Below are 14,432 nucleotides of genomic sequence, written 5' to 3'. Positions count from 1 at the left end.
CCCCTTATTATACATGATCTGTCGCTTTACGGACTCATCCAATAGAATACTCTGATTTTCTCGAAACGTAAATCGGATTTTTATTTAACTAGAGAAATTCCACTTCCTAAGCACTTCTGCAGCTATTCCTGATTTTATTCATGTTTAAGCTCCTCTCTTCGCTTCTCTCTAGATAGCCAGTCTTGAATTCGTCTAACTTCAGCTTCTGGCGCGTAGCGAATCGCATATATTGAAGGCCCTTTACCTGATGTAAGCGCAATGGATAAGCTTGCTATTCCCCTTCTAGCTTGAAAAGGCGTCTGTGTCATCCGTTGCCACTGAATACGCCGCCTAGGCACGATTACATGATGGTGTGAGAATGCTCCGTATTGAATTGCGATGTGATCTTGTCCCACCGCCCATGCTGTCTGCTTATAAGCGAGCAGCCCATAAAGGCTCACAAGTACCGGCAATAATAATGCAAACCATCCATAAGGACTCGGAATAAAGGCAATGGCAGGAATCACAACGATTGAGCTGAATAGAAAAGGCATAAAGATGTGATATCTTCTTGCTTTGGTTGTTAGCTTATTCCACTCTTGTGGAATCTCATATGCCTGTACGAATTGATGTAACATATCTTCTACTTTATTCTTGTTTACCATTGGAAAAAGAACTGTTGTTTTATCCTTATTTTCTGTAATCCCTGCAAGAATAGCTCGCACACTGACCCAACCGAATAATCGTTTAAGCGGGTACTTAATCATATGGATTGCTTGGATACGTCTGCTCGTAAGCGTAACTTGTTTCTTCTCTAATAAGCCACGCTCTATAATTAGCTTATGATCATGAAGCCGAAGCGAAAAATTATAATCCGTGAGGTAGGACAAAAAGATAGCTGCGACCCATGCAAACAGCAGGATAAATATCACGATCATTATTTTCCAGCTCTCACCTAACCAAGCTGCAAATATAGAAAAAATATCAGAAGACTTAAACCAATCGTCCCAGACCTGCCATAGTCCAGATATAAGAACAAGTGCAACCCCAAACTTGCTTGATAAAGAAGAATGAAGAAACAGTCGTTTCGATGACAAAGTCATCTTCGGCTCATCCATTGTAGCTACTGCTTGTGCTTCCGTTCTGGATGACTCGGCATCAACTAGGTTTCCAGCATCATATTCCAATACTGCGCTAATACGGGCAGCCTCAGCCAATGAAATCGAGCTTAAAATAGCTTCTGGCTTGGAACCACCAGCTGTTTCCACTTGCAATTGAACTAAACCGAATATACGATCAATGACATGCTCAGATGTATTAATGGACTGTATTCTTTCTTTAGAAATCCATGTTTTTGTTTTTTTCCATACCCCTTGTTTAACCAATAAAGCTCCTGATTCGACCCGATATTGATAGAAGTACCAACTCAGACTTGCAGATAGAATCAGATAAACTACCGCTATCGCAATAACGAGAAATAGGGTTGTGATTTTGCCTATTGCCTTCGAAACATTCACATAGAGAATAGTTAATAAAGGCAACAGAGCATAGAGTTCCTTCACACCTCTGATCATGAAAAATACGATAGATGCTGGATGTAAGCGGAGATAATCTTGCTCTAGTTGTGCATCAGATTTCTTCATCAGACAACCTCGCTAGAACAGCAATTTTCTTACGCATCTCTTCGGCTATATCTTCAGCTAACGACGGAATCTCGATACTGCCAGCCGCTGTTGAGAGCTTAATAGTAGCAAGACCATAACGTTTAAGAATAGGTCCTTGACTTACATCAATATGCTGGATTTTGACCATTGGAATGGTTGTATGTTTACGGAAAATAAAGCCATGCTTCAGCTCAATTTCTTCCTCATGTATCTGATATCTCCACGTTTCGTAATGCATCAATGGGAATATATAAATTTCAAACGGAATTGATAGGACTGTCCATGCAATTGCAATCGGAACAATCCATACAGGCCACTGAAACTTAATCGCAAGAATAAACAGTATGACATTTAGGATGACTTCAATTAATAAAGTAATGAGACCCCCAAATCTTTTAGCCTTATACGCTTTCTTGTCAATCCTCTGCATAGAGGGATCATATTTCATAATCTATCACCTGCTAGTATTCAAATTTTGTATACATCTAGTGTATAACAATCTGTGATAATTGCAAAAAGAAAGGAATTTCATAAGATTATGTCAAAATCAAAGACCTTCAAATGATTGGCTCATCCAAAGGTCTTTTATGCTTAACTATTGATATATTCCATCACCTTATCCATGTACGTAGATATTGGCTCTGATGTGTCTACAACAAGATAAGGAGACTCTAACGGTTTCTGGCTAGCATTAAGCGCCCTTATAAAAGCTTCCTCAGAAGCCACATGCTCGATCTGGCTAATTTTACGATCACGCTGCTTGAGTCGTTGATTAATGACATTGCGATCATTTAAGAAGCATTCTACGTATTTGTAAGTTGCCCGATGCTTTTCTGCGATACTTGTTCCCTTTTCGATGATGATCGGATATAAACAGGGACTGTCTAGTATAACGCTTAGCCCTTGAGATAAATGAGCATCCACAAGTGACCACTCGATATGGTAGGCAATTTGTCCTGCCATCTTAGGATCAATGGTATCCGTAATGGATTCCAGCAGTGCTGTTTTGACAACATCATGATCGATGATTACAGCTTGCGTACGCCCTGCGATTTCCTTGGCTAACGTTGATTTGCCTGAACCAGGGAAACCCGACATTTGTAGAAAAAACATAACTCACCTCGAACAATCTGAATAGTATAACTATTAGTTTAATCGTTTGGACCTACTAGCGCAATTACTTCCTCCAGTGTAAGTACGGATTCGCTCGATTCTTGTAAATCCTTCAATATTACGTTTCCGTTCCTTGCTTCATCTTCACCAAGTAGTATCAAATAACGTATTTCTTGCGCAACAGCCGTAGCAATAGCTTTTTTCAGTTTCCGTCTACTACCATCAAGTCGGCATCGAATGCCTGCTCTTCTTATAGCGTTAGCAGCAACTAAACAATCTGGCAGTGTATCTCCAATCGGCAGGATCAAGACAGGAACTGACTCAAACCTCATCTCTCGTTCTTTTAAAATCGCCATAATCGATTCCATACCAAAAGATAAACCAACTGCCGGATAATTAAGATCCTCACGGTCAATCAGATTGCCTATTATCGCATCATACCTTCCCCCACCGCCAAGACTTGAAGTGTATGCTCCTGTTGCTTCGAAGATTTCATACACTGTACCTGTATAAAACGATAAGCCACGTGACAGAAATGGATCAAACAAACAACTGTGCTCTAACCCTGTTTTCTGAATCAGCCGCTGCAAGGTTTGTACTTCCATGCTTCCTTTGCTTTCCTCTAATCCATAATTGGCAGCAAGCTGCTCATAAGTCGTATCCTTCCGTGTTATTAATTCAAGGATAGCATTCGTAACTTTAGCATACAGTCCTTTGGCTAACAGTTCTTCCTGTACCCCTGCTGCTCCAATTTTAGCTAACTTGTCTAACGTCAACATGATGGAGAGACACTGATCAGCAGCTACCCCGATGCTTGTTAACAATTCACCTAGAAATCTGCGATTATTCCAGCGAATCACAACATCAATCTCCAGCTTCTCGAACGCATTCACGGCTAGCTGCATGAGTTCAGCTTCCGCTTCAATGCCCTCAATCCCCACAACATCGACATCACACTGGATAAACTCTCTTAATCGTCCCCGTTTAACAGGTCCATCACGGAATACTTTGCCCAGCTCATATCGTTTGAATGGAAACCTAAGACTTGGATTAAGTGCAACTACTTTGGCAAAAGGAATCGTCAAGTCATAACGCAGCGCAAGCTCGCGACCTCCTTGATCCGTAAGCTGATAAATCTCCTTAATTATCTCATCACCACCCGCATATTTGGATGTCATTAGTGACAATTCATTTAGCATAGGTGTCTCCATCGCGTCATAATCGTACAGCTCGAACAATTTCCTTAGTTCGCTTTGGACTTTATTGCGCAGCGCTTGCTCTTCTCCCCAAAAATCGAATGTACCTTTAACATTTTGCATCTTCATCCATCCTTTTCGAGTTTATTTGAAAAATAAAAAACGCGCAGGACCTCTTGGTCCCGCGCGCATCGTATGCTGCAGGGAGGCCAACGCGAAATACGTTAGCCCGCCCTGTTATATGAACAGGTGTGCTAACGTTTATCGTGGTGATGTAGTTGTACGAACAAAAGCTTCTTCATATTGTTCGACTCCCTTTAGGTAAATTAACGTTATTATAATGATTTAACATGCAGAATGCAACTACAATTTGGAATATTCGATATCTAAAATGCCACTCATGTAGGGGATGAGATTACAAAGTGAATGAACGATCTGAAATCCACTCTGTTGTTGAACCATCTCCGCTGCGGATACCATGGATAATTGTGCAGCGATGATCAATTTCCCCTGATTCTCCTCAGCAATTTGCTGCAAGCCTGAGGATACGACTGCAAAATAGTCCTCTTTCTTCCCTTGCATAATCAGTTCGAAGGCATGATCAATTGTAATCGATTCAATTGGGACTTCCTTCCCGTTCTTCCTCATAAATCGATTCATTTGCTCTACCGTACCTTGAGCCGTATTCGGATTCGTAAAGACAAGAACGGCTGGAGATTCTGATTGAGTAATTCGATTGAATAATGGCGTATCAATTTTGACAATCGGGATCTGATGAATATGATCTGCCTCAATTGCAGCGGTAAAGAACGTACAAGTTACCAGAATCACGTCCACGTGGCATTTAGCGATCCATTCCAATGTTTCATGAACTTTGTGCCTCACCGTATCGGAACTAAAATCTACATCATTCTTCCTACGATCAAGCCCAGGATCAACAAAATGAATCAGTTCCACTTCTAAGGATTCGAATACTCGCTCGATATGATCAATATTCGAATAATGAGCATGATAACAGCCTATTCGCAGCATACAAGCAGCTCCTTTCAAGGTTTAGCAATGATAGATGCGTCCCTAAGACGTGAGTAGATATTGGCATCATGTGAAGCTCCATTCTGATACAGGTATCCCCTCAGTGTTCCTTCACGTTCAAAGCCCAACTTTATAAGCAACTGATTCGATGCCTCATTATCAGGAAATGTGACTGCACCAATGCGATACAGATCAAGCATTTCATAGCTATAAGTCATCACTTCTCTGACGGCTTCTGACACATAGCCTTGTCTCCAATAATCAGGATGCAATTCATACCCGATCTCTGCACGTTTATTATGCTCCTGCAGATTGTTCAAGCCGAGCGTACCGATAAATTCCTGCGTTTCCTTGATCACAATCCCCCATCTGATCGCTCTTCGCTCCGTATAACTTTTATTAAATAAATCAACCATACCCTGCGCTTGACTAAGCTTCTGCATGGGATCCTTGCCATAGTAACGACATACAAGTTCATTCGAATGTATGCAAAATAGCTCTGGAGCATGCTCTTGTTTGATTTCAATTAAATCAAGCCGTGCTGTTTGTAATTCAGGAAATGTCATATTACCCCTCCATTTATTCAGGAATCAGAATAGATCCGTATGGTACTTTAAGTTGAACAATTTCTTCAACCGTCTGTGATAATTTGCTTGGTGGATAAGGCTTTGTTAAATATTTCTGGATAAAATTATTATTTTCATTCTCATCGGTTTGATCGATGGCGGATGAGATTATAATCGGGATTGCTTCTGTGTGAATGTCAGACTTCAGCTTACGAATAAGGTCCCAGCCATTCAGTTCTTCGCCAAGTATTAAATCAATGACGATACAGACGAACTTCGTCTTAAACGCTGCATCGTATGCTTTATCAGGATGATAATGATGAGTAACTTTGTATCCTTTGGCTTTAAGTTCTTCCGACAATAATAGTGCAAGACTGGAATCATCTTCTACGATCATCACATTCGGCTTATCATCATTGTCTGAATCTATAGTTACGAAAGATTGATCCTTTTCATTATTGGGCAGTTGAAGCGGGAGACTGAACCATACGGTTGTTCCGATTCCCTCCTCTGATTCAATCCCAATTTCACCTTCGTGACTATTCAAGATCTCCTTACAAATGGCAAGACCAAGGCCAGTACCGCCAATTCGCTTGGCTTCACTATTATCGACTCTCCGGAATTTCTGGAACAAGCTCGCAATTTGTTCTTGCGGGATGCCAATCCCCTGATCGCTAATGCGAACCACAACACGCTGCTGCTCGTTATGCATACTAATGTTAATCTCACTAGCTGCATGAGAAAACTTGATCGCATTGCTCAGCAAGTTCGTCAGAACTTGTACTAGCTTATCGTGATCACCTGTGACAGTGGAATGTACTGCATCATCAATTAATAGAATAGGATTCGCATACGTCGTCTTATATTGGTCAATGACCTGCATGACGACATGGTTCAGCCTGATAGACTCCATTTTGTATTGCTGCTTACCCGATTCCATTCGCTGTAGATCCAGAAAATCATTAATAAGCTCAGTCAGGCGCTTTGCTTCTTTATGAATGGTTGCCAAATATTTATGCTGCCGTTCAGGTTTCAGCGTTTTGTGCATGAGCAGTTCAGTGAATCCAAGTACACTAGCTAGTGGTGTCCTTAATTCATGACTGACCGTACTAACCAGCTCGGATTTCATTTGATCAATCTCAAACTCTCTTGTAATATTCCGATGCACAAATAGCGTTCCCATCCGTACATTCCGACGATATACTGGCGTTGCGTATACATCGATATGCTTCACATCATGATGCACAATCGTATATTGAATACTGCTTGATTCGGTACTATTCTCAGATAAAGCATGTAGGAAAAATGTTCGTAACATCTCGGCTTCTTTACAATCAGCAATAAACTCCTCAATCCACTGCTCCTGCTGGATAATTGCCCCTCTTTGCCATTCACCACAATTAAGAATTTCGCTTAAAGCATGATTATAATGACGCATCGAGCCGTCAAAGTAAACAAATTGGATTCCTTCATTCACATTATTTACGATATCTTGATTGAGTTGTCTGGCATTCTCGATTTCTTCATACATGAATAGTCGTTCGACTGCCAATGATACACGATTCATCAGACCTTGGATTTCCTCGATCTCTTCCTGGTCATACGGATAGCCGATTCTTGTTGAGCAGAAAATCGCAAGTAATTCTTGATTTGCATTCATAACGGCTGTATAGAAGTCGTAAGCGTAAACTGCGCCAGACGTTATTCCAAGTTCGGCAGGAGTGGCTTCCCGCTTAACAATATACAATTTCTCCGTCACTAAACGATATAATAGTTCCTCATCTACTTGATCGGTATATCTGGCAATCGTCTTGCTTGATAAGCCTTTAGAGCTAACAATCTGATCCCTTACGAGCATGAACAGACTGGCATCAAATGAGAATAATTGATTCAAGTAATCCACAATTTTGCTCGTAAATTCTTGTTTGTCTAGCGTGTATGTAATTTCGTGATTGAGTTGATTGTAGAGTTCTAGTGTCTTCTTCGTTGCTTCTGTGCGGTTCAGAGAGTCCACAAGCTGCTGCTGAACATTTTTCACGGAAGAAATGTCATTTGCAATTAGAATGTACTGATAAATATGGCCCTGTTCGTTCAGGTAAGGTACGATCGTAAGATGCAACCAGATAGGAGAACTGTCTTTACGGGTGCATTTGATTTCATCACTCCATACTCCGCCATTCCGAATAACAGACATAATTCGTGCCTGATCAATCAAAACGTCTTCCTGACTATTAAAAAGCGTATATAATTTGCCTACAATTTCGGAACGCTTATACTGCATATATTCACAGAGGCGATCATTAACGTAATTAAAGACTCCATATCGATTTAGAATACCAACAGCAGCAGATTGATCGAGGGCTTTCATAATACTTTCGATCTCGGCGAGTGATTGTTGGAGCTGAGTTTGCTGCGAATTAAGTTCTTCCTGCTGTGCTTGCAGTTCTTCGTTCTGCATCGTTAACTCTTCTTCTTTATCCTGAATACTTCTTGCCATATTCATAAATGCATTCGACAATCGATCTAGCTCGTCATTATACTTGCTTACGCTAAGTTCAACCTCTAGCCCTGCCGCAAGCGCATTAGAAGCCTGTTCTAATCGAACGATAGGCGTAATTAAATTTCGAAGAATTCGCCAAATGAATAAGGCAAATATAGCAAGAATAAGAGCGCTAAATATAAACGCAAATACCGTAAATTTATCAGCTTGCTGAATGGATTGTACAACCATTCGATCCAATTCATGATCGGAATTCATTTTGAACGATGAGGTATATGCCAAGAATTCATTTACCGATTTATTCGTTCCACCATTGGAAAGATTTCGAAGCCCAGCGTAATCGCCAGCCTCTACGTACTTAATCGCTTGAGGCAAAATATTCGTCTTATAGTTGGAGAAAAATTCCCTTAACTCCTTTACAGCACGTTCCTCATCGGTTGTTAATGCAAGACTAGTAAAATCGGTCAGGCTATGATCCAATCGAACAAGCGCCGAATTCAGTAGTTCGAGCTCTGTATGATTCTGGAAAGCATAGTATCCTCTAGCTCTAAAAAATATATCATTCAAGCTCTCAGACAGTTCCACAATCTTGTTTGTCTTATTAGCAAGTGCTTCTCTCTCCATATTCAATGTATTCTGCTTCTGCTGCATGTACACATAAAATAAGCTTCCTGTAAGTAAAACGAAGGCGAATAGGATGTAAATAATACGAAAATATCTCGTCCGTATACTTCTATTCTTGTTTGCTTGGCTCACCATATAAGATCTCCTCCACTAATTCAAGCAGCTTAAGAGGACTAAACGGCTTAGGAATATAATAACTTGCTCCAGCCCCCATCGCCTTCATCCGATCTGTTTCTTGCGCTTTTGCTGTCAGCATAATGATCTTCATTCGAGCTTTCATTTGAGGAGATAAGCGATTAAGCAGCTCTAAGCCTGTTACTTCTGGCATCATATAATCCAATATCATCAGATCATATTCCTGTTTTTCAAGCATAGCTAAGGCCTGAATGCCATCTTCAGCCGCTTCAATCTGGACATCTGCAAGATCTTCCAACGTGTCGGAAATCAGCATCCGTAAGATTTCTTCATCATCAACAATCAGGATTCGGTACATGTTATACCTCCACAATTAAGAGTCAATTAATTTCAATGCAGAATTCGATGGACTAAACGCTCCACTCTCGACAACAGTTCTTCTTGATAGAACGGCTTGATGATATAATCGTCTGCCCCGATCTGCAAGGCGTGTACAATGTCTGCTTGATTATTGCGTGCAGTAAGCATAACGATCAGAATATCTTGTTCAGGATGACTGTTTCGCACCTGTCTTAAGACATCCATTCCATCTAATCCTGGCATTGTACCGTCTAATAGGAGGATAAATTTATCTCCAGGCTTGTACCAATCTGATTGGATAAAGGATGTGCCGTCCGAAAATTCAGTTACATTCACGTTCATATTAGCTGAAGGCTGCCATGATAAGAATGGCTTTGCAATAATTTGTCTCATAATCGCATCATCATCAATAATCATGACATGAAGATCGGGTTCTGATCCAATCCCTAACTCCTCATGGTAGATCACGGTTTGATTTCTGCCCGAACGTTTGGCCTTGTATAGCGCTTGATCTGCTTCTTCAACAAGCTTCTCCGGGTGGTTATTACGAGCATTAATTTCACTAATCCCTGAGGAGAATGTCACATAGAATGATTCAGTCTCCGCCCTGAATAGAACCTGTGAGAACTGTTCTCTCATTAATTGAACGATAGCTTCAGATTCAAGTGCGTTCGTATGCGGCAGAAGCAGCACGAACTCCTCTCCTCCATATCGGCACAGCACATCTCCTTGTCGAATTATATTCTGGAAGGTAACAATACAACGCTTTAATACCTCATCCCCCATGAGATGCCCGTATGTATCATTAATTCGCTTGAAATGATCCAAATCTAGCATAACAACTGAGAAATTCGCACCCGATCGCTCATACTCCGAAATCAAATGATTTAGAACTAGGTTAAAATGCTTACGATTATAAGCACCCGTCAGCTCATCAATAACAATCGAACGTTCCCAATCCAGCTTCATTTGGAGCCTGTTGTCGATGATAGCAAGCAGTATGTCAGGATCAATCGATTTCGACAAATAATCCATCGCCCCTGCCCGATATGCTTCGATGATCTGCTGCTTGGATTGCTTAGAGCTTATGACAATGATCGGAATGTGATCTTGTTTTGCCTTTAACACGATCTGCTTCAGTTCTTCAATTCCGTTAGATTCAGGCAAATAAACATTAAGTAGAATTAACGCTGGCTTGCGATCGTAGAAAAATTTAAGCCCTGTAGCTGCTGAAAGTGCGATACTAACAGGGTATAACCGCTTTTCGAGCACTTCTTTCAAATAAGCTGTAAATTCAATGTCGGAATCGATGATCAGAATTCGCTTGCTCATGACATCACTGACATCCACTACATCTGATATCGTATTACCCTCATTAACTGCTGATTCCTGATTCTCCTCGAAAAATTGAATTAAAGGATAGACATGCTTCGCCCAGTCGTTGTACTGGATGATCGCTGAACTATCCTCTTGAAATAATAATAGTTTGTCTTCAGCGTAATGCTGAATATCAATGAGACCGACAGTTCCGCTTGTTCCTTTCAAATTATGAAAGAACCGGTAGAGCTCCTGCTCCTCCACACCTTTGCGTTCAAACCAACTATCGATTGTTATGCTGATCCGCTGCTGTACAAGCTCTTTATATTTGTTCATGTTTTCTAGTTCCCCATAGCTAAGTTCTATATCGTTTTATTGAATGATACAAGACTTATCTTATCATTATTGTGATGCCTAGGGAACAATGTTTCGACAGATATAAACAAAATGTTCAGGTTAAACATTCATGCTTAGTAACACTTGATGGATACTTGCTCCTGTGTTAGCTCAACTGCCTGTTGGGAAGTTTGATCATGGCTATATAGCTCGTCTAAAGCAGCAATGTCTTTTAGCAGATGCCCTGTAAGAATACAAACCGCATGTTCATCCTTATCGATAACCCCAATTGCACGAAGCTTCTTGATTCCAGCTAGCGTTGCTGCTGATGCAGGCTCACAGCCAATACCGTTCCGATCGATAATTTGCTTCGCCTGCATGATCTCTTCATCTGTTACCGATGCCGTAATTCCATTCGTCAGCTGGATCGCATGACGCGCCTTCTTCCAACTCGGCGGATTCCCAATGTTCATTGCGCTCGCTCTTGTGAAGGGATTACTGTCAGGTAACAGTGACGTGTCATTACTCTGCATCATCCGATGAAAAGGACTAGCTCCTTCCGCTTGAATAAGGGCAATTCGTGGAAGCTTATTGATTAATCCTAATGTGAACAAATCTTCCAGTCCTTTGCCCAATGCAGACACATTGCTAAGCGCACCCCCAGGTATTGCAATCCAATCCGGCATAGACCAATTTAGCTGCTGGGCAAGCTCGAATATGATGCTTTTCTGCCCTTCGATCCGATAAGGGTTCAATGAATTACAGACATACAAATCAAGTGCATCCGCATATTGCTCAAGAAAATGAATCCCATCATCATAAGTTCCGTGGAATCGGACTAAGTGACCTCCATAAGCTGCTGTTTGACTAATTTTGGCAGCCGAAATATGTTCAGCAGGAGCGAATATGTAGGAAGATGTGCCAGACCAAGCGGCATACAGAGATAGTGAAGCAGACGTATTGCCTGTTGAAGAGCATGCAAATCGATGCTTGCCAAGCGACAAACCATGCGAAACAGCGACCACCATCCCATTATCTTTAAAAGAACCACTTGGATTCTCGCTTTGCGCTTTGAACTGAAGCTGTCGAATCCCAGCATAATCCGCTGCGGATTTGCTGCTATATAATCCCGTGTTCCCCTCTCCTCTTGTAATGAGTATGTCTTGTGGCAGTTCTGGAGCAATCAGTTCTCTATACCGCCAAACACCGCTAGCATATAAGGTTCCACGTTCATATAAACGCTCATTGAACAGCTTCAATAAATAATCGCGATCTAAACTAGATAAATCTCGTTTGATTTCTAATATCCCCCCGCATTGACATCTAACTGCCCAATCTTTCATTTGTTCTCCGCAATCTACACATTGAATTCTCATTCTGGACACTCCTTGTAAACTAAAATTGGATAATCTTAGCTTACTGGATAGCGTTGCATAAAAATAATATATATAATTTAAGTATATATAAATAATATTGATATAAGATCGGAGCAAGTAAGATGAATTTACATGGTCTGCGTATTTTTCATGCGATTGCTACTCTAGGTGGTGTATCCAGAGCTTCCGAATATTTAAGAATTAGCCAGCCAGCAGTGACAATGCAGCTTCGCAAACTTGAGAATGAGCTGGGATTTCAATTAACGCGCATGAATGGTCGAGGGATTGTCTTAACGGAAGCTGGTGACTGGCTTGCAGCGCAAGCAGCTCGCTTATTTGCGTTAGAAGCTGAGATCGATCAACAATGCAAACAATATCAACAAGGGTCCAAAGGCAGCCTCACATTAATATCCACCTACTTGCCTGCCAACTATATCCTTCCTGCTAAGCTTGCAGAATATCGGAAGCAGCATCCCGATGTTCAGGTGAGTCTAACCTCTAGCAACACACAGACGGCAATAGACAAGCTCCTTCGTTATGAAGCCGATTTAGCTTTTATCGGAGGTCATCCCTATCGATTCCCAGAAGAGATAGAATCTTTCGTCATCCAAGAAGATGAATTATGGTTCGTTGCCTTGCCTTCTCATCCCCTTGCACATCGTAAAGTACAATTTCATGAGGTAAATGATTATCCTTGCATTGTGAGAGAAACTGGCAGCTTTACACGAGATGCCTGGCTCTCCTTGTGTACGTCTAGTGGCGTTCCTGAACCACAATCCACTATTGAAGTTAGCGGACCTCAGGAAGCGCTAAGAGCGGCACTTTCCGGGCTTGGAATTACACTTGCTTCGCGGTTGGAAGCTATTGAATATGTCGAGAATGGATTATTAATCAGGTTAAATATCACCGAATCGCAAACAATTAACGCCATTAATTGTTGTATGCGTGCAAATGATCCTTTGCCTCCGCAGGTTCGTTCTTTTGCTCAGTTATTTAAGCAAATCTAGCTTTGTCATTCTCACCATTTTACTTATAATAGAGTATGATCAATAAACAAATACATCTAAGTGGAGGTCATACATATGAAACGAGTGGCAGTATACTGTGGTTCAAGCAGTGGAGCATCCCCAGCTTATATAGAAGGTGCAGTTGCATTAGGTCAAGAGTTAGTAAAACGAGGCATCTCACTTGTATACGGTGGCGCAAGCGTCGGTGTAATGGGAGCAGTTGCCGACACTGTTTTGCAAGGGAATGGTCAAGTCATTGGGGTTATGCCGCAATTACTAATCGATCGTGAAATCGCGCATCAAGGCTTATCCGAAATGTATGTGGTGGACAACATGCACGAGCGTAAAGCCAAAATGGCTGAGTTAGCGGACGCGTTCATCGTCCTTCCTGGTGGACCAGGTACGATGGAAGAGTTTTTTGAAGTATTTACATGGGCACAGATTGGAATCCATCAGAAGCCGATTGGACTTTTGAACGTGAATCAATACTATGATCCGTTAACAACATTTTTTAATCATATGATGAAAGAACAGTTCTTACAGGAAAAATATCACGCTATGCTAATCGTTGAACCTTCACCTGAAGAACTCCTTAACCGTTTTGAAATTTATCAAGCCCCATCCGTCAAAAGCTATAATAAGTAATTAACGTGTTCTCTCTATGTCATCAACCATGGCAAGAAGCTTGTTTACCGTTCTCCAATTCCTTACTGTAGCAGGTACTCGAAGCTTCGCGGATGCGGAAAGTACTTTGGAATTTTTCACGCCTTTATGTAACAGCAAGTATAGATCTCGTCCTACTAAATGGCATTTATCTAATTCCTCTTCTATGTTAGATAACAGGGCGGCTCTATCTTGCGGTGGTGTGCTCTGGATAAAAGACACATGAATTCCTGCACCTTCAGGAAGTGTGTTCTCGTCATATGGACACTCGGTAATAATCTGTCTCAGCTCATCTGCTGTACGAATAATGACATCAATCGTGAGTTGGAATGTCAACTTAATCTGGTCCTCGATTTGCAGTCTTAGCGTTTCAGCATCTCCCTTTGCCTCGAATACTACATTCCCACTTTGAATATAAGTCTGGATCTGCTGTAATCCCATCGATTCCAGCATACTCTTCAACTCGGCCATTTTGATCATGTTATGACCGCTTACATTAATCGCTCGTAGCAGTGCGACATAGATTGTCATCCGTGTACCTCTCCTGTTCATATAACAAGGTAT

The 14,432-nt window shown here is 41.3% G+C and carries 13 protein-coding genes; 2 read left to right on the top strand and 11 right to left on the bottom strand.

What is annotated here, in order from left to right; all coding sequences use genetic code 11:
• Positions 1–134: 134 nt before the first annotated feature.
• From E0485_RS04720 to thrC, 10 genes are all read right to left on the bottom strand, one after another.
• Positions 135–1,622, bottom strand: a complete 1,488-nt coding sequence (locus E0485_RS04720; RefSeq protein WP_132416804.1) for a PH domain-containing protein — start codon at positions 1,620–1,622, stop codon at positions 135–137.
• Positions 1,609–2,091, bottom strand: a complete 483-nt coding sequence (locus E0485_RS04715; protein WP_132416803.1) for a PH domain-containing protein — start codon at positions 2,089–2,091, stop codon at positions 1,609–1,611. The genes E0485_RS04720 and E0485_RS04715 overlap by 14 nt, the downstream gene beginning before the upstream one ends.
• A gap of 143 nt (positions 2,092–2,234) precedes the next feature.
• Complete coding sequence (locus E0485_RS04710) at positions 2,235–2,756, bottom strand: AAA family ATPase (protein WP_132416802.1); 522 nt, start codon at positions 2,754–2,756, stop codon at positions 2,235–2,237.
• 38 nt (positions 2,757–2,794) lie between these two features.
• Positions 2,795–4,075, bottom strand: a complete 1,281-nt coding sequence (locus E0485_RS04705; protein WP_132416801.1) for a histidine--tRNA ligase — start codon at positions 4,073–4,075, stop codon at positions 2,795–2,797.
• A gap of 240 nt (positions 4,076–4,315) precedes the next feature.
• Positions 4,316–4,984 (bottom strand): hypothetical protein, encoded by a 669-nt coding sequence (locus E0485_RS04700; RefSeq protein ID WP_132416800.1) that lies wholly within the window; start codon positions 4,982–4,984, stop codon positions 4,316–4,318.
• A gap of 14 nt (positions 4,985–4,998) precedes the next feature.
• A complete protein-coding gene (locus E0485_RS04695; protein WP_132416799.1) occupies positions 4,999–5,550 on the bottom strand; it encodes a GNAT family N-acetyltransferase in 552 nt (183 codons plus the stop codon).
• A 13-nt stretch (positions 5,551–5,563) separates the two neighbouring features.
• The gene (locus E0485_RS04690; RefSeq protein WP_132416798.1) at positions 5,564–8,809 is read right to left on the bottom strand and encodes an ATP-binding protein; all 3,246 of its coding nucleotides are present in this window, start codon (positions 8,807–8,809) and stop codon (positions 5,564–5,566) included.
• The gene (locus E0485_RS04685; RefSeq protein WP_132416797.1) at positions 8,784–9,167 is read right to left on the bottom strand and encodes a response regulator transcription factor; all 384 of its coding nucleotides are present in this window, start codon (positions 9,165–9,167) and stop codon (positions 8,784–8,786) included. The genes E0485_RS04690 and E0485_RS04685 overlap by 26 nt, the downstream gene beginning before the upstream one ends.
• Before the next feature lie 32 nt (positions 9,168–9,199).
• Positions 9,200–10,822 (bottom strand): GGDEF domain-containing response regulator, encoded by a 1,623-nt coding sequence (locus E0485_RS04680; RefSeq protein ID WP_132416796.1) that lies wholly within the window; start codon positions 10,820–10,822, stop codon positions 9,200–9,202.
• Between the two features lie 134 nt (positions 10,823–10,956).
• Entirely contained in the window at positions 10,957–12,198 is a 1,242-nt protein-coding gene (gene thrC / locus E0485_RS04675) for a threonine synthase (protein ID WP_132416795.1), read from the bottom strand.
• A 122-nt stretch (positions 12,199–12,320) separates the two neighbouring features.
• On the opposite strand from thrC, the gene E0485_RS04670 reads away from it, so the two are divergent.
• Together E0485_RS04670 and E0485_RS04665 are read left to right on the top strand one after the other, a co-directional pair.
• Positions 12,321–13,205, top strand: coding sequence for a LysR family transcriptional regulator (locus E0485_RS04670; protein ID WP_132416794.1), 885 nt, complete (start codon positions 12,321–12,323; stop codon positions 13,203–13,205).
• Positions 13,206–13,280: 75 nt separating this feature from the next.
• Complete coding sequence (locus E0485_RS04665) at positions 13,281–13,850, top strand: LOG family protein (RefSeq protein WP_132416793.1); 570 nt, start codon at positions 13,281–13,283, stop codon at positions 13,848–13,850.
• Here E0485_RS04665 and E0485_RS04660 read toward each other — a convergent pair whose 3' ends face one another.
• Positions 13,851–14,399 carry a DUF1697 domain-containing protein gene (locus E0485_RS04660; RefSeq protein WP_132416792.1) on the bottom strand — a complete coding sequence of 183 codons (549 nt, stop codon included), beginning with the start codon at positions 14,397–14,399 and terminating at the stop codon, positions 13,851–13,853.
• Between the last annotated feature and the right edge of the window lie 33 nt (positions 14,400–14,432).

Origin of the sequence: Paenibacillus albiflavus (genome assembly GCF_004344915.1) — a bacterium.
GTDB classification, from domain to species: Bacteria; Bacillota; Bacilli; order Paenibacillales; family NBRC-103111; genus Paenibacillus_AM; species Paenibacillus_AM albiflavus.
Note: the sequence above shows the minus strand (reverse complement) of the source record. Positions and strands in the feature narration are given on the sequence as shown.

Excerpts from the sequence above, each read along its gene's own strand:
- E0485_RS04665 (WP_132416793.1), top strand. The coding sequence starts at position 13,281 with ATGAAACGAGTGGCAGTATACTGTGGTTCAAGCAGTGGAGCATCCCCA.
- E0485_RS04720 (WP_132416804.1), bottom strand. The coding sequence starts at position 1,622 with ATGAAGAAATCTGATGCACAACTAGAGCAAGATTATCTCCGCTTACAT.
- E0485_RS04695 (WP_132416799.1), bottom strand. The coding sequence starts at position 5,550 with ATGACATTTCCTGAATTACAAACAGCACGGCTTGATTTAATTGAAATC.
- E0485_RS04705 (WP_132416801.1), bottom strand. The coding sequence starts at position 4,075 with ATGCAAAATGTTAAAGGTACATTCGATTTTTGGGGAGAAGAGCAAGCG.
- E0485_RS04690 (WP_132416798.1), bottom strand. The coding sequence starts at position 8,809 with ATGGTGAGCCAAGCAAACAAGAATAGAAGTATACGGACGAGATATTTT.
- E0485_RS04680 (WP_132416796.1), bottom strand. The coding sequence starts at position 10,822 with ATGAACAAATATAAAGAGCTTGTACAGCAGCGGATCAGCATAACAATC.
- thrC (WP_132416795.1), bottom strand. The coding sequence starts at position 12,198 with ATGAGAATTCAATGTGTAGATTGCGGAGAACAAATGAAAGATTGGGCA.
- E0485_RS04700 (WP_132416800.1), bottom strand. The coding sequence starts at position 4,984 with ATGCTGCGAATAGGCTGTTATCATGCTCATTATTCGAATATTGATCAT.
- E0485_RS04685 (WP_132416797.1), bottom strand. The coding sequence starts at position 9,167 with ATGTACCGAATCCTGATTGTTGATGATGAAGAAATCTTACGGATGCTG.
- E0485_RS04660 (WP_132416792.1), bottom strand. The coding sequence starts at position 14,399 with ATGACAATCTATGTCGCACTGCTACGAGCGATTAATGTAAGCGGTCAT.
- E0485_RS04670 (WP_132416794.1), top strand. The coding sequence starts at position 12,321 with ATGAATTTACATGGTCTGCGTATTTTTCATGCGATTGCTACTCTAGGT.
- E0485_RS04710 (WP_132416802.1), bottom strand. The coding sequence starts at position 2,756 with ATGTTTTTTCTACAAATGTCGGGTTTCCCTGGTTCAGGCAAATCAACG.
- E0485_RS04715 (WP_132416803.1), bottom strand. The coding sequence starts at position 2,091 with ATGAAATATGATCCCTCTATGCAGAGGATTGACAAGAAAGCGTATAAG.